A 23,388-nucleotide genomic window follows, 5' to 3' on the forward strand; every position below is an offset into this window, starting at 1 on the left:
CTTTATGAGAGAAAGCTTTTACTTCGCCTGCCCTACGTAGCTTTAGCGAAGTTGCACCTTGTTTTTTGATGCATAATCCGGTTTAACTCCACAACCTGTTGTTTAAAACGGAGATACCATAAAAACCGGAGGCAATCAACAGTACGATTTGAAATCCAAAAGACATCGATAACATGACTGCCATTGGGGCTGCTACCACCGATGCAAACCCGTTGATACCCCAAGCCCACGGCACAAGCTCAGGCGATCGATTTTCCAGCACTCCAATTCCGGAAACAAACATCCAGCCTAACATAAATGTGAGTGGAAATAACAGTACTAATGTGACGATAAACCGTATCAGGAGAGAGTAATCCACAAAAACAGATAGGAACGGATCAAGAAATAAAAGGAAAAGAATCACGATTCCAATGATCGATAAACCTGATATACGAATCCGTGAAAGGGATTTCCAGGGTAACTTTTTTTGGATACTGCTGCCAATACCGGAAAATATCAATATCGCCGTCATTACCACTGCAACACTGTAGATGGGATCGCCCATAAAATTAGAGAACCGCTGTATAAATACCATTTCCAGGAACATAAAACCAAAGCCGATCGCACAAAAGAAAATGAATGCAGGAAGTTTATTTTCAAGTTTTGTTAACCGTTGCCTCAAAAAGAATAATGGAACTAAAATGAGAAGAAATGCTATCAACGTTACTTCAAAAAATGTAACGATAAGTACCACATATCCAAGTTCCAGTCGCTGAAACCATTGGTCACCATAAACCTCCATGATGCGATCTATCGACGACCATTTAAAAAAATCGTGAAAATAGGGTTGATTGTCGGAAGGCGGTCGCACATCATACATCCATGAGCTGTAAAAAGCTTCCTCTTGTCCTCCCAAAATCTGTTTAGCAGCGTGATGAAAGTAAGAGTAGTCCTCCCCTTCCGGTCCGCTGACTGTATTCATCTGTTTGAGTGTATCGGATTGAATACCCGGATAATGTTCAACATCCATCAATTGATTTTTACCGGCGTTCAGATATTGTTGTAACCTCTCATCATCAATGGGATCTTTTGTGAGAATTGTATTCATGGCCAGGTAGTTACGCGCCTGTAACAGATATCTCCCCGGGTTTTTAATTCCTGAGTTCTTCAACGCTTCATGAAATAGCCCAAACAGTTTGATGTTATCCCTCGGCGGCGACTGAATTCCCCTTGTGATGGTTACCATTCCTTCTTCCGTCAGATCTTCTAATGCATCTGAAATTCCTTCGGTCGTTAACAGAAAATTTTCATTTAGAGATTGAAGTCCATGAGTTCCCGTAGCCATCGACTCTCCGGTGACTAACTGAATGATATCATATTTTTCCTGATTTCGTTTCAGAAAGAGCCGGGGGTTTATGTCAACAATGTCTACCTCGGGTTGAAGGAAAACATGTCCGTTTAAGCCGGCCAATTCGTTTGTCATCAAATCTATGATCTGAGGATTATTCTGTACTACAGTGATCTTTTTTGCTCCAAATTGTTTCGCCAGCCAAATATTGTTTCCTGTTGTTTCCCCGAGTAAAAGTACCTTGGGATTTTTAACAAGCCGATAGGGAACAGACTGGGGAGTAGAAGTCATAATAGTTGTTTCTTCCAAACGATCTACCTTAAAAATTCCTCCGGATGATTCTCCATCGAGTAACAGAGACAACTGTGGAGGAGGTAATGCTGTTGATTGCAAACCTGAAAACAAGGTCTGATGAATCTTATCCGACTCATAGATATCAATTTGTGCTCGGGGACCAAATTGGGTTAAAATTTTTTGAGCATCTCCCTGCTCTCTCAGTTGCTCCATGTGATAGTACGTTTTGTACTGATCTACTTTAGTATCAGGCTGATAAAAAGTTGTGGCGATGCCAATTCCCACACTAAAAAGGATGGCAATGACACCCATCAACCATTTATTTTTAAAAAAGTGGTCCCAATCTGATAATACGTGAGATATAACTGCTAATGAGGCAACAATCGTAATTTTTACCGGCAACTGATACGCCGGAAACTGGAACATAAACCAGAGCGCAAGTAGTGCCCCCACTCCACTTCCAAATAGGTTAAATCCATAAATAATTGGTGCGTTCTCCTTGAAATAACTGAGATAAAAGCCTACAACAACAGCCCCCAGGAAAAAAGGAATAAAAATGAACAGGTTATACAACAGCAACCACCCCTGTTGTTTACTGCTGTAGAGTACATACTGAATGTCTATGGGAATAGATTCTGCTGCCAGGTACGAAGAAGGAATACTTAGCAGAAAAAGTATGATGAAAAAGAGAGACCAATCAGAGAAATTTTTGGCCATTCTTTCATATACAAATGTCAAAAATGTTCCGCTGACTCCAAAACCGAGCAAAGCCGTGCTGATTACCAAATATGTAAAATGGTAATAACTGCTTACAGAGAGTGCCCGCATCAACAGAAGCTGTAGTGCTATCAATACAATTGACACCAAAAAGATCGTCAGCAGATGAAATCCAGTCGTCTTTTTAGTCATCTCAATAATATCCCTATTAAAGTGATTCAAGAATCATATCTTGAATTTTAGGCCTAAACCAACTTTAGTTCTGCGCTTCTCCGGTCATCGGCACAAACCGGACAGCCATGAGGCTTTCGGTTTTAATCTCCCCTGACTCTGATTTTGTAACTTTCATCAACGTTTGTGTTTGATAGGGACTGCCAACCGGTATTACAATTGTACCATTGGCTTTCAGCTGTTGCACTAAAGGAGATGGCACATGGCCGGCGGCTGCAGTTACAATAATCGCATCAAAAGGAGCATATTCTTCCCAGCCATAATAGCCATCTGCATTTTTTACCTCAATATTCGTATAGCCCAACTCATTCAGATCTTGTCTTGCACGATTGCCAAGTGCTTCAATAATCTCAATCGAATAAACATTTGGGGTGATATGAGACAGTACTGCTGCCTGGTATCCACTTCCCGTACCGATTTCTAATACTTTATCGCCATGATTCAAATCCAGGATTTGAGACATAAATGCCACAATATATGGCTGCGATATTGTTTGTCCATGGCCAATTGGAAGCGGACTGTCATTGTATGCACGGCCCCGGTTTTGCTCAGGAACTAAAAGATGCCGCGGTACCTCTCGCATCGCTTGTAATACCCTTTCATCAGAAATATCTCTGGGTGTTAACTGATTCTCCACCATTTCATTTCGGTCATCCTGACGCTCAGAAAAGGATGGAGGCGTCCAGCTATCAGACTGTGAAAAAAGTATTTCCGGAGCAGTAAAAAATAATAGAAGAATTAAAATATACCTGGTATTCATAACTCTCGATTTATTTTATGATTATAAATTATGCAATTAATATCTCTCAACTGTAATGATCTACCTCGGGGCAGAGCCCATGAGGTATCAACTTATAATCCAAATTTTTTTAACAATATATGCTCTTATTATGAAGTGTCCCCCTTCAAAGGGGGCAATGGGGGATGATCATTTATGCTTCAGAACCAACATAAGATCAATTAAAGACTCAGGTAGTCATCCCCCAGCTCACTCCGTTCGCTTCCCCCTTCAAAAGGGGGACTTTTATCTTTTTCCGACCCAGAGGCCCGGGAAATTAAACCTCTTAGGATTAAATAAACAGACCTCAGGTTAAATTTGTTTATTTGATTTTCAATTCTAATTATCGTTTAAAAAGTCGATATATAGTGATTATCGTTATATAGGACTATATTTTTGGGTACTTAAACGGTTCACAAAAGTCTCAGCGTATTCATCAGGAAATGAATCATTACCAGAAGGCTTTGTAAAACCGTGATTATCAGTCAATCTGAACTCGATTCAGATTCTCCATTCGTCTTTATAGCCAGTATCTGGAGATCCTGAATCCCCCGGAGGGATCCCGAGGAAAGTTCAGGATGACGGTCAGAGTTTTGCAAAGCCTTCTACCAGGTTTTGTAAAACATTCTTCAATAAAAATATAATAACATCAGGGATTTTCAGTGATCGTTTAATTGAGCAAAACAAAAAAAGCCCTGGCAAATCTTATTTACCAGGGCTTTAAAGCATCCGTTAATATTATTTATGAACAAGCAGAATTCACAAAGTTTGTGTAGCATCTTCGTTCTTCCCCTTCTTCATCAAGCCAGCCGGAATCTGTTTCTTCATTCCAATAGACTTCTACGGTAGGTTCTCCTGCCTGTGCATAAACAAGATTGTTTTCAACACCTGTTTTTACATAATTCACAGATGCAGCCACCTGACCTTCTTGAAATAGATCCAGGTTAAGCTCATATTCATTTTCAGCTTCAATATCCCAGGTGTAGGTGTATGCAGGACTACCGGGATTTTCAGGATTGTATCCATTCCACTCACCGGTTGATTGGTCATTCGCTGTAAAACCATCCAGGAATAAGAAATCTTCTACCACCTGTTCGTCTAATTCTCCGTCATATATCACTTGCCAGTTTGTTCGATCTCCTGACTGAGAAGCAATGACTGAGATCGTTGCATCAATACCAAATTGCGGAAAATCATCAGCGAAATTAATATTCCAAACGCAATCTCCACCATCTGCCTCTGGCTCAATATTAAGGCCTGGAGCTACAGTCAAAAAGTTGGCAATTAATGCTGCATTTCCGCCAAATGACAAAAGGCTGCTTCCTGATAAAGCAATACTCTTTACTTGTTGATATACAAAATGTTCTTCGTCATTGGGTATGTCTTGATTATTAAAGTACTCAACGGCTATTGTAGCAGGTGCTAATTCCGAGGGTAAAGCAAGTGAATTGCAAGTATCGACTTCATCTTCAGAAGAGCTCGTATTGTCGCTACAACCTGTTACTCCTATTACTAACCACAACGCTAAGAAGGTTGTTAGCAGGATATTGTATCTATTTTTCATTGTTTTTTAATTTTGTTTTGAGGTTTAACTATAACGTGTGAATTTTATAATCTGCAAACAAATTATTTTTGAATTTATTCCTTGACTAATACTGGCACAATTAGAAAATGGTTAGCACTAATTTTGGTACCTGTTTAGCGACCTGACAGCGTGGACCGATGCTTTTCCGGGGCTCCTGTCAGCGTCGAAGGGAATTGCCGTTCTGCCGTTCGTTCGGAACGCTGACAGATCCGGTTGGTGCTGACAGGTTGTTTGATTCGACCCGTTAAACAGGTACTTTAATTGATTAAAATTTGCCAATTTAATTCTATTGTTACGTTCAAATTTCATGTAGTGCCGCTAAAATTTTTCGCGTTTATCTTTCAACTCTCTGTATAACATCTCTCTTGCTCGAAATATATGGGCTTTAACGGTTCCAAGCGGCAAATCCAGTTGATCTGCAATTTCCTGGTAACTCAACTCCTGTAGATGCCTCATCTCTATGACTCTTCGATATTTTTCAGGCAGGTTGTTAATAGCATTGTGAATAATCTCTTTTCTTTCTTTACGAATGATGCTTCGGTCCGTCTCCGCATCATCGCTGATCTGGATCTCCATCTCACCTTCCCTGGTTTTCACAGGGTCGTTAATAGATGTTGTTTTCAGTTTTTTCTTCCGAAGATAATCAATAGTGTGATTCGTAGTAATTCTGTAAAGCCAGGTTGAAAAAGCATAATCCGTATTGTACGAGTTCAGGTTCTTGAACGCTTTCATAAAAGCTTCCTGAACAAGATCTTCAACCTGTTCATGATTTCGTACCATTTTAAGAACATGGAAATAAAGAGGCTTCTGGTATTTATCCATCAATTCTTTGTAGGCATCCTGATCTCCTTCAATAGCTCGTTTAACAAATTTATCATCCTCCAGGCTGCTGGAAGACGCATTTTCTCTGACAGTATCTTTATCTGCAGATTTTTCAGAACTGCTCATTTAATCACTAATTTTTTAGTACCGTTTGACCCTGTACTATTCAGGACTTTGAAATTCATCGAATTTATTCCAATCCGCTCCAATATAATTTAAATAGAGACGCAATTCGCACTGAAAGTCCCGTTTTGCTCAGGATGCTTAAATAGTTGGCAAATTTTTAATACTAACCTAAAGGAAATATATAATGAAAGATCGAAAAAAATTTACTTAAACCTCAAAATATTGTAACCTTGTTTCTAAACCAAATTCATCTGAACAATGAAAAATCAAAAACTTCTTTTCTTATTGATTCTGTTGTCTCTTGGAATCGCATCCATCTGTTCAGCCCAAGAAACGGATCGAAACATCATGCTGGAAGCCGGAATTGGGTATGGTTCTCAAATTGAAACCCTTGGATTTAAAGGGGGTGCTGTTTATCAAATCAATGACCAGATCAGGGGCACTGTTGATGGTATTTACTATTTATCAGGTGAAGATTCCAATGGCCTTGAGTTCAACTGGCTGGAATTTAATGTAAACGGACATTATCTGTTTGTGAAGCAGCAGAACTCTAAATTTTACCTGTTAAGTGGTTTAAATTTCGCCACACTATTCTCTGATCATTCAAATATTCGATTACCCGGTGGAGATGCAACGGATACTGTTTATGTTGGTTTAAATATCGGAACCGGTGCAGAATTCTCATTAGGTTCGGTAAATGCTTTTCTTGAAGGTAAATATGCGCTCAGTTCAGCCCATCAATTGGTACTGACCACTGGATTGAGAATACCATTGTGATTTTACATTAAATAGTTAAATTAAAGCTGAAAATCCCAAATAGTTTTTTAAATAATTCACTGAAAAGTTAACTTGTCATCACAAAACAAACTGACTTGTGTCTGCTGCTTTCAATAATTTAGCTTCGTGCAAAAATTATCAAAGAGAATGACACATTTTATATTTGTATTTCGCATATTCACATAAATTGCAGAGTTTGTATCTCAAAACATTTTAAATAACAACTAATCTCAAACAAAAAAACATTAGATAAAATGAAAAAACTACTCACAGTCGGTATTTTAGTAATTGGGTTGGTATTCTTATCAAACACCAATCTACATGCACAGTCTTTTCAGAAAGGTGACTTCGTAATCGATGCAGGAATAGGGTTAGGAAATACATATTCATACGGCGGTATTGGAACTGGATTAGGTCTTGGCATACCTTTTGGTGCCGGTGCTGAGTATGGTATTGTTGATCTTGAAACTGGGTCAATTGGTGTTGGCGGAAGTGTTGGTTATTCCGCTGGAGATGTAATTGACATATTATATATTGGTGCTAAAGGCAGTTACCATTTTAATGAGCTGTTAGAGCTTGAAGATGAAAAAATTGATCTATACGGTGGCGTAACTCTTCTTTATAGAAATATTAGTTGGGATTATGATGGTTTTGGATTCAGCGTACCCGGAGATTCTGGAATAGTTCCTGGCTTTCATATTGGTGGCAGATATTATTTTGCAGACAATATTGGCGGCTATGCAGAATTAGGAAATAACTGGGCTTGGTTAAATCTTGGTGTTGTTTTTAAACTATAAAACCAGTTGAATTTTATTAAACCCTGACCCAGCTAAACTGAGTCAGGGTTTTTAATTTTGTATGAGACAATCAACATGTATAATTCGCATGGTAAAATATAAACTGAAATCAATAAACGGACTTATGAAATCAAAAATTATAGTACTCGCCGGGATCATGTCAATGATGATGAGTTTATTCATTGCATGTGGTGGTAACGACTCAAATCCTCTTGGAGGATGTAACGGTCTTAGTTATGCTGAGGCTTTTCAAGGTGACAAGTATCAAGATCTTGTAGATGCTTCAACTAATTTCAGTGAACAGCAAACTCTTCAAAGTTGTGAAGTTTATAAAAGTGAACTTCAAGAATGGTTCAATCTTTTAGCGGGTTTAAGTTCGAACTGTATTGCTGTACCCGAACAGCAATATCAAGAATCACTGGCTGAAGCTCAAGAAGATATTGATGAGATCGATTGTTCTCAGTACGAAGAAAATTGACAATATCATCATTTTTTTCACATTAAGTAATTTTATGGTCCCTGAACTGTATGAATTGATACGTTTCAGGGATATTTTTTATTGGATTTACTTATCAAGATCCCATGCCGTATTCCACCCGTTGAAGTGATAATTGAGTCTTTTCCACACCAATCCATCGCCTCCCTGAGAATTAGAATTCCAGCCAGTACAACCTCTCCCCTGCCTTTTAAAAATCGAGGATATTTTTCCTCCGTTTCCTGCCAGGTTTTATTTGAAAATTCATCAATAAATCGTTCAACCGAAGATCTCTTCAGATGATATCCATTCAGTCTATCTACTTTGTAATCCTTTAAATCCAAATCAATTGCAGCAATAGCAGTAACGGTTCCGGCCACGCCAATCAGATCGAACTCCCCGTCAGGTTTGTTTTGATCTTTCAATAGACGTCGAATTTCAAATACTGCTTTTAAAATTTGTTCCTGATTTGGCGGATTATTATCAAAAAAACGCTCCGTGAACCGAACACTCCCCATATTCATAGAAACCGCATTCTTTAATTCCAATCCATTACCGAACGCCAATTCCGTACTACCGCCGCCAATATCCAGAATAAGATTTGATTTATTCGTTCGATCTGTCAATACAGATAAAGCTCCCTTGTAGGTTATTTCAGCTTCTTCTGATCCGCTTAAAATTTGAATACTCCAACCTGTTTTTTGCTTGACCAACTTTTGAAATTCCATGCGGTTGGATGCATCACGAACGGCACTTGTTGCCGTAACGATAGTATTATCGGCAATATCCGGATAGTTGTCTTCTAAGAAAGTTTTGAACTCAAGGAGATAATCTAAGACTCGTTGAATACTCTTCGGGTGCAGATTTTTTTCCTTATCAACCCCTTTTCCCAGCCTGGGTATACGTTGTTTTTCTACCAGTGGAAAAATATTTCCTTTTTCTATTTCAGCAACTAATAACAACACTGTATTGGTACCAATATCAATGGAGGCTGAGATCATTTTTGTAGTTTTCGAATTTGAATTAAAATCCACTCCTCTTCTCGTTCCAAATCCGTTATTTCAACGGATAATTCTGAAAGTGCATCGCGCATTGAATCCTCATCTGTGTGAAGGAGTCCGGACAAGCAAATAATCCCTCCCTTTTTTGTGTGATTAACGAGAGATGAAATCATATCGAGCAGTACATTTCGATTGATGTTCGCAAGGATCAAATCAAAAACTTCATGTTCATCAACAGTCTCAATACCGCCAAAGCGAATTTCTACTGACTGATCCACATTGTTTAGCAGTATATTTTCGAATGCATTATCACGGCTCCATGAATCTATATCAAATCCAACGGCTTTTTGGGCCCCCATCTTGATCGCTGCGATTGCAAGAATACCGGTTCCTGTACCGGCATCAAGAACAGTTTTTCCTTTTAAATTCAACTTTTGAATTTGTTGAAGCATCAAGCGGGTGGTAGTATGATAACCCGTACCGAATGACATCTTTGGGTCGATCTCCAGAACTGTTTCATCATCTCCCGGCCTTTCGGTTGACCACGTTGGCTTTACCAGGAATTTACCGATTCGCTGTGGCTGAATAGTCTGTTCCCAGGTTTCATTCCAGTTTTGCTCGGGTATATCCTCGAACTCCATGAATGAATCTCCTGAGTAGGCGGTAATCAGTTGTTCAAGATATTCACGGTTTGAGTCGTTAAATCGCTTTTTTTCGATATAAGCAACCAGTTTATCATCGAACTGTTCAAATCCGTAGAAATCGAGATCCATCAGTTCTGCGATGAATAATTCATGCAGATCCGGGTTCAATTCAAATTCTACTTTCAGGTAATTCATTGTGGAATTCGGTTATAAATCAGTTCAAGTAAAACATCCCCAACAGCCTGGAGAACTTCTTTGTCGATGATATCAATATCGTCATTTTGCGTGTGCCAATAAGATGGAAACTCAACCTCGCCTGATGGAGATATCTTGTGATGAATAATATTGATCATCGGGATACCTGTAAGGCGTTCAACAATATAGTGATCGTCTGCCACTCTGCTGCCGACTTGATCTAAAAATAGATCTTCGTAACCAAATTCCTGACCAATCGCCCAAACTTCATTCACCAGGTTTGGCGCAAATTCCATGGAATATCCCTCTTTGGGGAATTGAGCATTTTGTCCGCCCACCATATCCAAAAGAATTCCAAATCGAGGACTGTATCCCGAAACGGGCGGGTTATTCCCCCAGTGCCTTGAACCGAGAAAGTAGTTCGCCAGATCTGAAGTTTCGCCATAATCTTCGCCATCAAACAGAATAATATCCACGCCAATTGGCGGCTCATTCTGGGCAAAAACGTGAGCCAGTTCCATCAAGACGGCAACGCCGCTTGCCCCATCATCTGCCCCGGGAACCGGACGTGTTTTACTGAGCGAATCGGCCTCTTCCTCTGAACGGGGTCTTGAATCCCAGTGTGCAGCCAACAAAATTCGGTCTTGCTTTTCCGTTCCAAACGAAGCGAGAATATTGTATAACTGTAGTGAATCACCATAAACTTCAGTCTCAAAAGATTGAACAAATACAGATTGCTGACCTGCCGTTTCCAAAAAATGATTCCTGAGATATTGAACCGCTTTTCGATGAGCATCTGAATTTGGAACTCTTGGGCCAAATTCCAACTGTTCTTCGATGTATTGGTAGGCTTGATCAGAAGAGAACTCAGGAACCGCTCTTCCCTGTTCCTGGAATTCAAGACCTGGTTCGGAAGTACATCCGATTAAAATCAGAAATGCGACTATCACCAAATATTTAAAATTCATGTAGAATCAGGAATATGTAGAAATGAAATGGATGCTTCTTCGGCTGTAAAATGTTTTTTTCCACAAAGTGATGCCTTTGGCGCGCCTGCCGAATCCTTACTCGCTCCAGTTTGCCCCGCAAGGGATCTCTTCGAGGCAACTTGTGCGAAATATTTTAAGGTACAAGTTACAAACTTGCACCAGTTCTGAGCCAAGGGTAGAGTTTGTTGCCAGAGAATTCGCCAGCCGAAAAAACCAATCGGCAGGCGATACCTTTTTTATTCCGGCCGGGCAACAATTCTTGCCGATGATTGATGAACCGGGAAAACAATCGTATCCATAATATTTACATGCGGAGGACGATTGGCAACAAAGTGAATTATTTCAGCAATATCCCGACCGGTTAATGGCGTCATATCTTTATAGACTTTTTGTGCTTGTTCTTCATCACCATGGAATCGAACTTCACTGAATTCAGTATCAACAAGTCCGGGTGAAACGGCGCTCACACGAATATTAGTCCCCGTTAAATCCATTTTGGCTGCTTCAGTGATCGCTTTTACAGCATGTTTAGTACCGCAGTATACCGATCCTCCGGGGTACGCTTCGTGCCCCGCTATAGATCCAATGTTAATGATATGCCCCTTATCCCGCTCTTTCATACGTTCTGAGACAAATCGGGTCATCGACAGAAGTCCTTTTACATTCGTATCGATCATGGCGTCCCAGTCGTCGAAATCCGCTTCATCAATCGAGTCTTTTCCAGAGGCCAGCCCGGCATTATTCAATAAAATGTCGATAGGATGGTCAATTGCATCCACACATGCTTTGCAGGCATCCCGGTCACGCACATCAAAAGAGAATATCTCTACCTCAATATCGTGCTGTGACTGAAGATTTTTTTGAATTGATTTTAATCTCTCCTCGCGTCTGCCGGTAATGATCAGGTTTGTACCGGATTCAGCGAACAGTTCAGCCGAGGCTTTTCCAATTCCGGATGTGGCTCCGGTAATCAAAATCCATTTGTCTTTGAGGCGGTTCATAAACCTTAGGTTTGAAGAGACTCAAATTGTTTGGCTGCTCTCAAAATATCCACTTCACGGAAGGTGTTGCCCATAAATTGTACACCATACGGAAGACCGTTAGAGTGAGTACCCGCCGGAACGCTGATACCACAAATCCCTGCAAGGTTAGCTGATATGGTATAAACATCATTCAGATACATCTGGAGCGGATCATCCTGGTTTTCACCCAGTTTAAAAGCAGTTGTTGGAGCGGTCGGAGAAACGATCACATCAACTTTATTGAATGCATCCAGAAAATCCTGTTTGATTAACCGGCGTACTTTTTGAGCCTTTCCGTAATAAGCATCGTAATAACCGGCACTGAGAACATAAGTTCCCAAGATAATTCGTCGTTTTACTTCAGTTCCAAATCCTTCTGTCCTGGATTTTTTATAAAGACGAATTAATGGAGAATCTATATCAGCTGCATTCAAAACAGAAGATGATTCAGCCGCTTTTTTCAACTCTTTTCGTTCCCTTGCAAGCTCTTCTTCAATTTTATCGAAATCAGCTCGGTGGCCATATCGAATACCGTCATAACGGGCCAGGTTGCTGGATGCCTCGGCAGTTGCTAAAATATAGTAAGTAGCAATGCCATACTTCATATGCGGAAGAGTAACAGGCACCAGTTCTGCACCATTATTTTCCAGATCACTGAGTTTGGCCTCAATTCCCTCGCGGATCTCATCATCAAGACCATCACCAAAATATTCTTTGGGAACACCAATTTTCAACTTGCCTGATGATTCCTCAATCGCTTTGGAATAATTTTCTACCGGTTTATCTGATGAGGAGTTATCCATCGGATCGTCACCCGCCAAATGTTCCAACATTATAGCAGCGTTGGTAACATTTCTGGCAAACGGCCCTATGCAATCGAATGAGGAGGCATAAGCAACAAGTCCATATCTTGACACACGGCTGTAAGTTGGCTTCAGCCCAACCACACCACAGTACGAAGCAGGTTGACGTATCGAACCGCCGGTATCTGAGCCTAAAGAAGTATCACACATGTTTGCAGCTACCGCAGCAGCACTGCCACCGCTGGAACCTCCGACTACATAGTCTGTATTTGCCGGATTCTTCGATGGGCCATAGATGGAATTCTCTGTCGATGAACCCATCGCAAATTCATCCATATTGGTCCGCCCGATCAGAATAGCGTCTTCCTTTTTTAGCTTTTTGATGGCCGTTGCATCATATACACTTTCAAAGTTGTGCAGAATGTGGCTGGCACAAGTAACCTTCTTGCCTTTTTCGCAGATTACATCCTTCACGCCCACTACCATTCCGGCCAATTTTCCGGCCGTTCCGGCATTTATCTTTTTTTGAACGTCAGACGCTTGTTTCCGAACATCTTCATCATCAACGAAAACAAAGGCGTTTACCTCAGAATTAGATTCCTTAATGGTTTCCAGATATTCATCACAAATATCGGTAACCTTTCGTTTACCTGATTGTAGTTGCTCTTGAACGGAGAGCAGATTTTTCATCGAAAAATATTATTTTTTTTCTGCTTTTTCTGTTTCTTGTTCTTCGTATTTGGTGGATTTGGAGACATCATCCTTACCTTTGTCGATCTCTTTTTTGATATCGTCAGAGGCTTTTCGGAATTCGTTGATTCCCTGACCAATACCACGTGCTAGTTCAGGAATACGCTTTGCACCAAAAAGAAGTAAGATCACAAGAACAATGATCACCATTTCAAAACCGCCTGGCATACTCATACAATAATCCTTATTTATTTGAATTGTTATTAAATGACATGCGTTAAGATAAAAAATATTTACCAACCGTATACAGATGTGAGAGAAAAAATGTTATAACTTTATTCGGAAATTATTTGCATTTCTTCTCCACAACTGTTTTATAGATATTCGAAAGATATTTATAACAACAGACTAAGACTAAAATATTTATTATGATTTGGACAGTAGAATTAGCTGCAGCACTTGACGAAGCACCTTTTCCAGCAACGAGAGAAGAGTTAATTGAATGGGCTGAAAGGAACGGACTTCCTAAGCAGGCTATTAATAATCTCTATGAACTCGATGAAATTGAAGAAGGTGAAGAAACTATTTATGAAGATATCGAAGATATCTGGCCCGATTACATTCGTAAAGAAGATTTCTTTCATGGTGAAGAAGACGAAGGTTTTGACTACGATGATGTTTAATTCCGGGGTTTCTGTATTCAATTTCCTGCATTTCTAAACGTTCATGTGGAGAAAGAACTATTTACACTTTATTAATCTGATTGTGTGAGAACTTACATACCGCTCTTTCTTTGCCTGCCATTGCTCATGCTGTTGCCGTTTTCGGCAGCTTCACAAAATAATGGACAGCAGAATCAATCCACTACTGATGATCAGGAAAACCAGGTCGTGCGCATTGTTCGGTTTACAGGAAACAATCATGTATCCAATACCGCACTGCAAACACTTGTAAGAACCCGCAATAACAGGGAATTTTTAGGAATACCAAGGTTTACTCCCTGGTATTATATTCATCAGCTATTTGGCGTGGGTGAAGCTCCCGCCCTGTTAGACAGAGAAGTTGTAGGAAATGACATCAATCGAATAGAGGTTTATTACGAAAATCTTGGTTTTTTTGATGTGAGCGTCGATACAACAATCGTTGAATACAGGGAGAACCGGTATGAAGTTTCTTTTATTATCGATGAAGGACCGGGATCTGATATTCGTAATGTCTCCTATACAGGTTTACCCGATTTCCGGAACGAAGAGATCTCGAATCAATTCTATGAGCAGAGCACATTTGCCGAGAAACGGTTGAATGATTCTACCTTTGTCTACAAAGAGCCTTATCGTGCACAGCTGCTTCGGGTAGAACAAACCCGGATTATCGAATTTTTAAAAAACCACGGGTACGCCTCTTCCCAGCGAGATTCTGTTAGGGCGTTGGTAAAAGAAGATGAGCAGGATCCGCAACAGCTTGATGTTTTGTTTACCATCAGGCCGGGTGATCTGTACAGATTTGGCAATGTTCACATCAATCTGTCCGGACCAGACGAGCAAGATCAGTTTGATGATTCCACAACAGTTCAGGGACCACCCTACACAACCAACGGGTTTACCATCTCTATGAAAAAACAAAATTCTGCTCAATCCAAATTCAGTGTATTGACAGAGCAGATACGATTTACTCCGGGAGACAGGTTTGATCAATCCGCATATCTTCAATCCATAAATTCTTTCCAAAACCTGGGAAATATAATTATCGATCGCTTCGGGTTGAGTGAAGACAGCTCCCTCCCCGATTATTCAAAAAATGATATACCCGTCTATTTCGATCTTCAAACACTCCCCCGGCACTCTCTGCGAATGGAATTTTTTGGAATGAGACGTTATGGATTTGGAACAGGTGTGGGAGCAAATTACAGTAATAATAATCTTTTTGGCCGATCAGAGAATTTGACGCTTGGAATCAATACAAATTTTGAGTTTGTAACTTCAAATACACTCAATGAAATTGCTCCGCGGGACAGCCTTGGCAGACGAAATACTACCGGGGCTGAAATATTTGAGAATTATGAAATACGAGCAGAATATTCCGTACCCAGGCTCAATTTCCCCTTCGGTTTCATGACTGACTACCCATTCATCGAAAGTGCAAGGACCCGATATTCACTGACCTACAGTCAATCCAATCAGCTTTATTTTGATATTAATTCAGATGTTCGTTTTAACCTGAGATATGAATTCAGGCATTCATCGCGTTTAACCAGCTACCTTGATCTGCTTGAACTGGACATTGTGGATACAACCCCCTCCTCGCAATTTCGTCAAAACCTTATAAACGAATTTGGCCAGGGCTCTTTCGAACTTCTCAGAATTCAACAAGATTTTGAGCCTCAATTTTCGTCTGTTATCAGGTACACACTTCGAAACCAAAATACTGACCTAATCCAGCGAGATTATGGATATTTTAGTGAATACTCCGTTGCACTCGCCGGTAATATACCTTACTCTATTGACCGGTTTTTGGTAACACCGGGAACCATTGAGGGATCACTCCCTTCCCCATTTGGAATTTCGTCTAATGCCCTCTCCTACAGCCGTTATATAAAACTTACGGCCGATTATCGGCGATATGTACCGCTTTCACCCAATACGGTCTTTGCTTTCAGAGGATTTGCAGGGATTGCCCAGCCTTATGGGGGCAGTGAATCAATTCCTCTCAACCGTCGGTTTTTTGCAGGGGGCAGTAATGATATTCGAGGCTGGAATCCTTTTCGGCTGGGACCCGGCGGCATCAGTCCTGATGAGGTTACCATTCCCGGTGGTGAAATTAAACTGGCTCTCTTTAAAGAGTTCAGACATGTTATTTTAAGTAATGTTTTGGGTGCAAATTGGCTTGTTGCCTGGCATACAGATGCAGGTAATGTATGGTATGGGCCTGAAAACACATTCAGAAGTGAAGAAAATGTAGAACTGCTGAATGACGGAAAATTTTTCTTAGATTCCTTTTATAAACAGGTTGCTGTCGGTTCCGGATTTGGCATTCGGTTCGATTGGGAATATCTCGTTGCACGCTTTGATTTTACATTCAGAATTCACGATTTAGAAGAAGGCTGGTTTAACAATCGCACTGCTTATTTTAGTTTTGGAATCGGCCACTCATTTTAAAATTATACCGGTATGTTTAATAAAAATAACTTTAAAAAAATCCGGAACCAGGGAAGTATTGTATTTAAGTCACAACTGCTTCAAGACTTAAATCCATTTGAACGGTATGAACTTCTGCAGCTTTGCCATCGCAGAAAGTTTAATGAAGGCGAATACGTCTATCACCAAAACGATCCGGGTGCAGGAGTATACTTTATTGAAAAAGGGTCAGTTAGACTGGTTGTTTCTAAATCTGTTGATGATGATGAAAGTGAAAAATTTACAGTTGATTTATCAGCCCCATCTGAACTTGGTATTATGTCCATAGGCTACGAAATACCGCGAATGGCAACCGCTCAATGCCTGACAGACAGCATCTTGCTCGGTTTTTTTAAACCCGATTTTGAAACCTTAAAAAAGAGAAATCCGGAATCAGCTGTAAAATTCCTGGAAGCTGTTACCAATCAAACCATGAAACGTTTTGAACGAAGTATGCATCAGCTCAAAAAAAGCACTGATTTGGAAACTGCTTTTTCAATTATGTTCCGGGAATACCAGGAATCTGAATAAAAAGAATTATTAGAATGGCATTAAAGAAGGGGCAGGTTGTTGATTTAACCATCGAATCGACAGCATTTAAAGGTAAAGGAATTGCTAAACACGACGGAATAGCCGTATTTGTGCCCGGAACAGCACCGGGTGACCTGGTTAAGGCCCGAATCGTCAAAAGAAAAAAGAGTTACAGGGAGGCAAAAGTACTTGAAATTAAAAAGCCCTCTCCTGTTCGCGTTAAACCTGTTTGCGGGCACGCCGATACATGTGGCGGATGCACCTGGCAGCACATTCCCTACAAAAAACAACTTGAATACAAAGAACAGCACGTTCGTGATCATATTGAGCGAATCGCAGAATTAGACCCCGGCATTGTTGAAACAATTATTGGATGTGATGATGCCCTGTATTATCGCAACAAAATGGAGTATAGTTTTGGAACACGGAGGTGGCTGACAGATGAGGAGATCCGGGCAGACAAATTTATTGATGATTCCGGTTTTTCAGCAGGATTACATGCACCGGGCCGATATGATAAAATTCTCAATCTCAAGGAGTGCCATCTTCAGCATCCAATCTCTTACAAACTCCTGGATTTTGTTCGGTCATACTGTAAAGAAAACAACATCCCCGCATTTGATACACACAAAAAAACCGGATTCATGCGGCATCTTGTGATCCGATCATCTCATCATACAGACGATTTGATGGTGAATCTTGTGACGTTTAAAGATGAACCGGAGATCCTCAATCCGCTGTGTCATGCCCTGCTGAAAAATTTTCCGGAGATCACCACAATCATCAATAACATTAATGATCAGCCAAACCCAACGGCTGTGGGCCGGTATGAAAAAGTACTCCACGGGCCGGGCTACATTGTGGATAAAATTGGTGAACATACATTTAAAATTGACGCAAATGCATTTTTCCAAACCAATACAGCACAGGCAGAAAAACTCTATTCGGTGGCAAAAGATTTTGCAGATTTAAAACCCGGCATAAAACTCTTTGATCTCTATTGCGGCGTCGGAACCCTTACACTTTTTATGGCAGATAATGTTGATAAAGCTGTGGGAATTGAGTTGGTAGAGGTGGCTATAGAAAATGCAAAACAGAACGCTTTAGAAAATTCTGTAGATAATGTGGAATTTGTACTGGGCGACATGAAAGACACGTTCAACGAGCTATTCCTCGAAAATCATGGACGGCCTGAATGCATTATCACAGATCCGCCCCGTTCCGGTATGCACCCCGATGTGGTTCAGCAACTTTCCGATTTGGCTGTGAACACACTTGTGTATGTGAGCTGTAATCCATCCACAATGGCCCGGGATTTGAAAGAGCTAAAAAATGTGTACAACATCGAACGAGTACAGCCGGTAGATATGTTTCCACAAACATATCACATAGAAGCCGTTGCCAAATTGACGAAGAAATAAGTCTTAGTAAAAAATCTCCCATTCAGGGGAGACATGATTTTTCAAATGTTCTTGAAAAATCAAGAGGGGTGTTTACGTTAATCTGTTTCTGATTACTCATACTTTTACTCGTTCCGAAGGTCCTCCTTCGGAACGCTACTCACGGAAGCTCTGCTTCCATTCTTTGAAATCCTAATGAAATTTGAAACGATTCCCTATAATCTGAAGCCGGAGCTTCTAAACTGCCATTCCGAAGCCGGAGCTTCGGAATGAGTAAATATCTGAAAAACGAATATGCCCAAAAAAGCAACCATAATCGGTGCCGGTATCGGTGGATTGGCCGCAGCATCCCTCCTGGCCAAAAAGGGATATGATGTGACTGTATTTGAAAGAAACTCCACACCGGGCGGAAAGATGCAACAGGTTGAAGTAAATGGATATCGATTTGATACGGGCCCGAGTCTATTAACAATGCCCTTCATCCTCGAAAAACTCTTTAAATCGTGCGATGAAAATCTGGACGACTATCTGAAATTCACCGAACTGGAACCTCTTTGCAGGTATTTCTATCGAGATGGAACTGTATTCGACAATTTTTCTAATGCGGATAGAACCATCCAGCAAATAAAAAACTTTGCTCCTGAAGATGCAGATTCATATCAAGAATTTCTGAATTATTCTGAAAATTTATATCAAAAAACGGCGGATGCGTTTCTTTTTAATCCTCTCTATGATCTGAATGATCTCAAAAACCTGAATTTCAAAGACTTTCTCGGAATTGATGCATTTTCAACCGTCTCAAAAAAAGTTAATGAATATTTCTCTTCATCATACCTCAGAAAATTTTTCAAACGGTTTACAACCTATAACGGCTCCTCCCCTTTTAAGGCTCCTGCTACCCTCAATGTTATTCCCCATGTAGAACTGAATCAGGGCGGATATTATGTGGATGGCGGATTGTACAAAATTGCAGAGTCACTGCATCAGTTAGCGAAGAAAATGGGTGCTGATTTTCGCTTTAATTCTTCCGTAAAGAGAATCAATATTGCAGGTAAATCGGTTCGGTCAGTTGAGTTACAGGACGGATCAATTCACAAAACAGATCTTCTATTTTCAAACGCCGATGCTACTGAAACCATTTTAAATTTACTACCGGACGACAGCATCTCACGCCGGCGAAAAGCAAAACAAAAAGCGATTGAACCTTCATGTTCAGGATTTGTTCTTCTCCTTGGGTGTAATAAACAATGGGATCAACTAAAGCATCATAACATCTTCTTTTCTGATGATTATGAGAAGGAGTTTGAGGATATTTTTGAAAATAAAAAGATGCCTGAAGATCCGACAATCTACATCGCAAATACCTCTTATTCTGATTCCGGTCATGCCCCTGAGGGTAGTTCAAACTTATTTATTCTTATTAATTCACCGTATGTAGATGGTCAGAATTGGGAAACAATCAAAAAGAATTACAGCTCTTTTTTGATTCGCGAATTGGAAGAGAGAGGGTTAATCGGCTTAGAGGATTCGATTAAAGTGGAGAAAGTGATCACTCCGAAGGATTTCTATGAAAAGTTTCTTTCAAATAAAGGCAGTATTTACGGAACATCATCAAACAATCGAATGGCGGCATTTCTTCGCCCACGGAATAAGGAAAGATCATTGAAAAACCTGTTTATGATTGGCGGAAGTACACATCCCGGAGGTGGAATTCCATTGGTGATTCAATCTGCCTTTAACGCTGTTGAATTGCTTTTACGTGAGGTATAACAAGAAACTTGAACGCAAAGAAGCAGACAACTCATCGAATGAATTTGACCAACTCGATAAACGGACTTCACGGGATGACCCCAAGGAACATTGAAAAAAATCTTACAGAAGCACTTTTATTCATGATGCAATGTATTTATTTAACTCTATATAGTCACTCCTTAAGGACCATTATAAGTTATTGATAAACATTAGTTTAAGAAGGATATATTGTTAAAAAAGCGTATCTTGTTTTGCAAGAAAACCTGCATTTTCCTTCAAAAACCTTGCAATTTATGATAGGAACTCTCCCTTGCCAAAACCAACGCGATGTCTTTCTGCCGCTACTGGCAGACTTCATTGATATGGATCACGATCTGGTGAGACTGGCCCACAAAATAGACTGGAATCTTTTTGAGACTGAGTTCGCCTGCTTGTATTCCGATACCGGTGCCCCGGCCGAGCCGATCCGGCAGATGGTGGGATTTTTGATCTTAAAACGACTCTACAATCTTGGTGACGAAACCCTGGCAGCCGCCTGGGTGATGAATCCCTACATGCAGTATTTCTGCGGGCAGGCTCATTTCCAGCACACCTTCCCCTGTGATCCGAGTGATTTGGTTCACTTTCGGGGGCGGATAGGCACCGAAGGGCTGGAACTGATTTTTGCCCATTCGGTTCAGCTTCACGGCAACCCCGCCCGGTGTACTATCGCCACCTCCGATACGACCGTACAGGAAAACAACACCACCTTTCCCACCGACGCCAAACTGGCCAAAAAAGTGATAGACCAGTGCAATCGCATTGTCAACCGTGAAGGGCTGCCCCAACGCCAGTCCTACGTGCGGGTGAGCAAGCAGTTGGTGCGGGAGGCCTACTTTGGCCATCATCCCCGGCGGGCCAAAAAGGCCAAAAAAGCCCGCCGGAAGCTGCGAACCATTGCAGGGCGATTGCTTCGGGAGCTGGAGCGGAACCTGCCCGAGGGGTGCCAGCAGGACTATCAGGAGTTTATGGAGGTGGGCTGGCAGGCGATTACCCAACAGCGCGCCGATAAAGACAAGATTTACAGCCTGCATAAACCCTTCACCGCGTGTATCGCCAAGGGCAAGGCTCACAAGAAATATGAATTTGGCAACAAAGTAGGGATCATCGTCCACCCGACTCGCCGACTCGTATTGTCGGTGGCGGCCTACGAAGGCAATCCGAACGATTCGAAAACCATTGCCCCGCTGCTGGAGACCATGGACCGGCTGGAGTTGGAAAAACCTGTTGAGGTCATTTTTGACCGGGGAGGCCGAGGGGCGAAGATCATCGATCCGGTCATCGTCACCACCCCGGACCCGCCGGGTAAATCAACCGATGAGAACCATAAACGGCGGATGCGACGCAGATTTCGTAAGCGAGCCGGGATTGAACCGATTATCGGACACCTGAAAAGTGATCATCGTATGGGACAGAACTATCTGCATGGCTCCGATTCACCCTATAAGAATGCTCTGCTGGCAGCGGCGGGGTGGAATTTGAAAAAATGGATGGAGCAGAGCCGTAAAAAAATAAAAAAAGCCTTGTTTCGGTGGGGCTTTCAGTGGCTTTTTACAACCTCAATCTCCCTGAATCCAAGTTCTTAAGGATCGACTATATATAAACCACTTACACACATAGGTTAAAAAATCGAAAAACAGTTTGGTTTGTTGCAAGGCAGAGAATATATTATAATGCTTTGGTATCCAAGTAGGTGCTAATTGGATTCGATCTCAAAGTAATGGTGAGTTGGAATAGTTAAGACAACTTGTAAACATAATTTGTAACCAAGCTAAAAGTAGTGATTACGTTATGGTTCGTTAATCTGAATATAATTTAGGTTCTCCACCAAAAAAAGATATCAATTCAAGGCAACCTGCAGCCAATTATAATGTGAAATCATATCCAGCTGGATTTTTTGCATTTTCTTCTCGAACAGAAGACAAGAAAGCAGGTCGAACTGAGTATAGATTATAATTTGCAACTGAAGATTTCCGCTTTTTTCAACTTAGATGCGGGGGAATTGACGATGAGTTTCTAAACAATTTTATAGCAAAGGTTAGTCCTTTCGGGGGGTTAGCTAGGATGCAACTTATAATCTTGAAGAAGATAATTATTGACCATTCCCACAATCCCAACTTGATATAAGAAATGAGTAATTTGATTTTTAGCTATTTTACGATTCGCCCTCATCCCCAACCACAATTATTTTTAAACAAATCACAGAAACCAACTATGAAAAAGACTTTCTTCATCGCTTCATACCAGATAATTTTTGTAGCCTCACTTTTATTTTTCTTTACAGGAATAGATTTCGTTCACGCCCAGTCATCCCAGGTTGAATCCGTTCAATTCCATATCCCTGAATCCCATCAAGTCGGCGGCTTCGCTCTCGGTACCCAATCCTATACATTCAATCGTTATTCCGCTTTTGAAGCGATTGAAATGACGTCGAAAGCCGGCGGTCGTGTGATTGAATTGTATCGACAGAAAGTATGGCCGGATGCGGATGATGAAACAAGACTTGTTCCCGGTGTTTCGGATGATGTGATTGAAGCAGTGAAAACAAAACTGGCCGAGCACGATATTCTTGCCGTGAACTATGGTAATATTCCGCTTCCAAATGATGAGGAGGAGCTGAGAAATGTATTTGATTTTGCACAAAAACTGGGGGTCAAAGCGATCACATCCGAACCTTCAGAAGAGGCGATGGACCTGATCGAAGAGATGGTGAAGGAGTACGGAATCGCCGTAGCGGTTCATAATCACCCGCCCCGGCCGGATCGTCCGGACTACAGACACTGGGATCCGGATTTTGTATTGAGTTTGGTTGAAGGGAGAGACCCGAGGGTGGGCGTTTGCGCAGATATCGGACACTATGTTCGCTCTGATATTGATCCGGTTGAGACACTCAAAATGCTGGAAGGGCGAATCATCAGTCTGCACTTTACCGATGTAGATCAGTGGGGAGCAGAAGGGGAAGACACTGTTGCAGGAACCGGTGTCATTGACTTGCCAGCTGTATTGAGCGAATTGAAACGCCAGAATTTTGGCGGAAATATCTCCATTGAGTACGAAAATAACTGGAATGAAAACATCACCGATGTAGCCCAATTTATTGGCTTTGTAAGAGGATGGGCTCAAACAACAAACAACAATTAGACGCTCTAACTCAAAATCCAGCTTCCTAAAATAACATGTAATGCATATTCTGTATATATAGCTTCCCTAAAAAGGCGCT

At 41.1% G+C, this 23,388-nt stretch carries 20 protein-coding genes; 10 read left to right on the plus strand and 10 right to left on the minus strand.

Translation table 11 applies throughout. The features are described 5' to 3' along the window. Positions 1-82: 82 nt before the first annotated feature. From U5K72_11615 to U5K72_11630, 4 genes are all read right to left on the minus strand, one after another. The gene (locus tag U5K72_11615) at positions 83-2,530 is read right to left on the minus strand and encodes a hypothetical protein (protein ID MDZ7719453.1); all 2,448 of its coding nucleotides are present in this window, start codon (positions 2,528-2,530) and stop codon (positions 83-85) included. A 64-nt stretch (positions 2,531-2,594) separates the two neighbouring features. Then, on the minus strand, positions 2,595-3,329 hold the full coding sequence (locus U5K72_11620; protein ID MDZ7719454.1) for a protein-L-isoaspartate(D-aspartate) O-methyltransferase: 735 nt from the start codon (positions 3,327-3,329) through the stop codon (positions 2,595-2,597). Between the two features lie 760 nt (positions 3,330-4,089). Beyond that, entirely contained in the window at positions 4,090-4,911 is an 822-nt protein-coding gene (locus U5K72_11625) for a hypothetical protein (protein MDZ7719455.1), read from the minus strand. A 339-nt stretch (positions 4,912-5,250) separates the two neighbouring features. Further along, positions 5,251-5,880: a sigma-70 family RNA polymerase sigma factor gene (locus tag U5K72_11630; protein ID MDZ7719456.1), complete on the minus strand. Its 630-nt coding sequence runs from the start codon at positions 5,878-5,880 to the stop codon at positions 5,251-5,253. 258 nt (positions 5,881-6,138) lie between these two features. Here U5K72_11630 and U5K72_11635 point away from each other — a divergent pair, with 258 nt between their 5' ends. From U5K72_11635 to U5K72_11645, 3 genes are all read left to right on the plus strand, one after another. Next, positions 6,139-6,657 (plus strand): hypothetical protein, encoded by a 519-nt coding sequence (locus U5K72_11635; protein ID MDZ7719457.1) that lies wholly within the window; start codon positions 6,139-6,141, stop codon positions 6,655-6,657. Between the two features lie 254 nt (positions 6,658-6,911). Beyond that, positions 6,912-7,454, plus strand: coding sequence for a hypothetical protein (locus U5K72_11640; protein MDZ7719458.1), 543 nt, complete (start codon positions 6,912-6,914; stop codon positions 7,452-7,454). Positions 7,455-7,578: 124 nt separating this feature from the next. Beyond that, the gene (locus tag U5K72_11645) at positions 7,579-7,932 is read left to right on the plus strand and encodes a hypothetical protein (GenBank protein MDZ7719459.1); all 354 of its coding nucleotides are present in this window, start codon (positions 7,579-7,581) and stop codon (positions 7,930-7,932) included. Positions 7,933-7,997: 65 nt separating this feature from the next. Here the strand turns inward: U5K72_11645 and U5K72_11650 are convergent, their stop codons facing one another. The 6 genes from U5K72_11650 to U5K72_11675 all read right to left on the minus strand — a co-directional run bounded on the left by U5K72_11650 (position 7,998) and on the right by U5K72_11675 (position 13,501). Then, positions 7,998-8,930, minus strand: coding sequence for a Ppx/GppA phosphatase family protein (locus tag U5K72_11650; GenBank protein ID MDZ7719460.1), 933 nt, complete (start codon positions 8,928-8,930; stop codon positions 7,998-8,000). Then, the gene (prmA, locus tag U5K72_11655; GenBank protein MDZ7719461.1) at positions 8,927-9,769 is read right to left on the minus strand and encodes a 50S ribosomal protein L11 methyltransferase; all 843 of its coding nucleotides are present in this window, start codon (positions 9,767-9,769) and stop codon (positions 8,927-8,929) included. Before prmA ends, U5K72_11650 begins: the two co-directional genes overlap by 4 nt. Further along, complete coding sequence (locus U5K72_11660; GenBank protein ID MDZ7719462.1) at positions 9,766-10,737, minus strand: M28 family peptidase; 972 nt, start codon at positions 10,735-10,737, stop codon at positions 9,766-9,768. The genes prmA and U5K72_11660 overlap by 4 nt, the downstream gene beginning before the upstream one ends. A gap of 257 nt (positions 10,738-10,994) precedes the next feature. Then, positions 10,995-11,759, minus strand: a complete 765-nt coding sequence (locus U5K72_11665) for an SDR family NAD(P)-dependent oxidoreductase (GenBank protein ID MDZ7719463.1) — start codon at positions 11,757-11,759, stop codon at positions 10,995-10,997. A 5-nt stretch (positions 11,760-11,764) separates the two neighbouring features. After that, positions 11,765-13,273, minus strand: a complete 1,509-nt coding sequence (locus tag U5K72_11670) for an amidase family protein (GenBank protein MDZ7719464.1) — start codon at positions 13,271-13,273, stop codon at positions 11,765-11,767. Between the two features lie 9 nt (positions 13,274-13,282). Further along, complete coding sequence (locus U5K72_11675) at positions 13,283-13,501, minus strand: twin-arginine translocase TatA/TatE family subunit (protein ID MDZ7719465.1); 219 nt, start codon at positions 13,499-13,501, stop codon at positions 13,283-13,285. Between the two features lie 200 nt (positions 13,502-13,701). Here U5K72_11675 and U5K72_11680 point away from each other — a divergent pair, with 200 nt between their 5' ends. The 7 genes from U5K72_11680 to U5K72_11710 all read left to right on the plus strand — a co-directional run bounded on the left by U5K72_11680 (position 13,702) and on the right by U5K72_11710 (position 23,309). After that, positions 13,702-13,956: a DUF2795 domain-containing protein gene (locus tag U5K72_11680; protein MDZ7719466.1), complete on the plus strand. Its 255-nt coding sequence runs from the start codon at positions 13,702-13,704 to the stop codon at positions 13,954-13,956. An 84-nt stretch (positions 13,957-14,040) separates the two neighbouring features. Beyond that, positions 14,041-16,428 (plus strand): BamA/TamA family outer membrane protein, encoded by a 2,388-nt coding sequence (locus U5K72_11685; GenBank protein MDZ7719467.1) that lies wholly within the window; start codon positions 14,041-14,043, stop codon positions 16,426-16,428. A gap of 12 nt (positions 16,429-16,440) precedes the next feature. Further along, positions 16,441-16,977, plus strand: a complete 537-nt coding sequence (locus U5K72_11690; GenBank protein MDZ7719468.1) for a cyclic nucleotide-binding domain-containing protein — start codon at positions 16,441-16,443, stop codon at positions 16,975-16,977. A 14-nt stretch (positions 16,978-16,991) separates the two neighbouring features. Continuing rightward, positions 16,992-18,398: a 23S rRNA (uracil(1939)-C(5))-methyltransferase RlmD gene (gene rlmD, locus U5K72_11695; GenBank protein MDZ7719469.1), complete on the plus strand. Its 1,407-nt coding sequence runs from the start codon at positions 16,992-16,994 to the stop codon at positions 18,396-18,398. 273 nt (positions 18,399-18,671) lie between these two features. Continuing rightward, positions 18,672-20,147 carry a phytoene desaturase family protein gene (gene crtI, locus U5K72_11700; GenBank protein ID MDZ7719470.1) on the plus strand — a complete coding sequence of 492 codons (1,476 nt, stop codon included), beginning with the start codon at positions 18,672-18,674 and terminating at the stop codon, positions 20,145-20,147. A gap of 233 nt (positions 20,148-20,380) precedes the next feature. After that, positions 20,381-21,754, plus strand: a complete 1,374-nt coding sequence (locus U5K72_11705) for an IS5 family transposase (protein MDZ7719471.1) — start codon at positions 20,381-20,383, stop codon at positions 21,752-21,754. 628 nt (positions 21,755-22,382) lie between these two features. Continuing rightward, positions 22,383-23,309: a sugar phosphate isomerase/epimerase gene (locus U5K72_11710; protein ID MDZ7719472.1), complete on the plus strand. Its 927-nt coding sequence runs from the start codon at positions 22,383-22,385 to the stop codon at positions 23,307-23,309. Positions 23,310-23,388 lie beyond the last annotated feature (79 nt).

Source organism: Balneolaceae bacterium, from assembly GCA_034521495.1.
Classification (GTDB): Bacteria; Bacteroidota; Rhodothermia; order Balneolales; family Balneolaceae; genus Rhodohalobacter.

Excerpts from the sequence above, each read along its gene's own strand:
- U5K72_11615 (MDZ7719453.1), bottom strand. The coding sequence starts at position 2,530 with ATGACTAAAAAGACGACTGGATTTCATCTGCTGACGATCTTTTTGGTG.
- U5K72_11620 (MDZ7719454.1), bottom strand. The coding sequence starts at position 3,329 with ATGAATACCAGGTATATTTTAATTCTTCTATTATTTTTTACTGCTCCG.
- U5K72_11625 (MDZ7719455.1), bottom strand. The coding sequence starts at position 4,911 with ATGAAAAATAGATACAATATCCTGCTAACAACCTTCTTAGCGTTGTGG.
- U5K72_11630 (MDZ7719456.1), bottom strand. The coding sequence starts at position 5,880 with ATGAGCAGTTCTGAAAAATCTGCAGATAAAGATACTGTCAGAGAAAAT.
- U5K72_11635 (MDZ7719457.1), top strand. The coding sequence starts at position 6,139 with ATGAAAAATCAAAAACTTCTTTTCTTATTGATTCTGTTGTCTCTTGGA.
- U5K72_11640 (MDZ7719458.1), top strand. The coding sequence starts at position 6,912 with ATGAAAAAACTACTCACAGTCGGTATTTTAGTAATTGGGTTGGTATTC.
- U5K72_11645 (MDZ7719459.1), top strand. The coding sequence starts at position 7,579 with ATGAAATCAAAAATTATAGTACTCGCCGGGATCATGTCAATGATGATG.
- U5K72_11650 (MDZ7719460.1), bottom strand. The coding sequence starts at position 8,930 with ATGATCTCAGCCTCCATTGATATTGGTACCAATACAGTGTTGTTATTA.
- prmA (MDZ7719461.1), bottom strand. The coding sequence starts at position 9,769 with ATGAATTACCTGAAAGTAGAATTTGAATTGAACCCGGATCTGCATGAA.
- U5K72_11660 (MDZ7719462.1), bottom strand. The coding sequence starts at position 10,737 with ATGAATTTTAAATATTTGGTGATAGTCGCATTTCTGATTTTAATCGGA.
- U5K72_11665 (MDZ7719463.1), bottom strand. The coding sequence starts at position 11,759 with ATGAACCGCCTCAAAGACAAATGGATTTTGATTACCGGAGCCACATCC.
- U5K72_11670 (MDZ7719464.1), bottom strand. The coding sequence starts at position 13,273 with ATGAAAAATCTGCTCTCCGTTCAAGAGCAACTACAATCAGGTAAACGA.
- U5K72_11675 (MDZ7719465.1), bottom strand. The coding sequence starts at position 13,501 with ATGCCAGGCGGTTTTGAAATGGTGATCATTGTTCTTGTGATCTTACTT.
- U5K72_11680 (MDZ7719466.1), top strand. The coding sequence starts at position 13,702 with ATGATTTGGACAGTAGAATTAGCTGCAGCACTTGACGAAGCACCTTTT.
- U5K72_11690 (MDZ7719468.1), top strand. The coding sequence starts at position 16,441 with ATGTTTAATAAAAATAACTTTAAAAAAATCCGGAACCAGGGAAGTATT.
- rlmD (MDZ7719469.1), top strand. The coding sequence starts at position 16,992 with ATGGCATTAAAGAAGGGGCAGGTTGTTGATTTAACCATCGAATCGACA.
- crtI (MDZ7719470.1), top strand. The coding sequence starts at position 18,672 with ATGCCCAAAAAAGCAACCATAATCGGTGCCGGTATCGGTGGATTGGCC.
- U5K72_11710 (MDZ7719472.1), top strand. The coding sequence starts at position 22,383 with ATGAAAAAGACTTTCTTCATCGCTTCATACCAGATAATTTTTGTAGCC.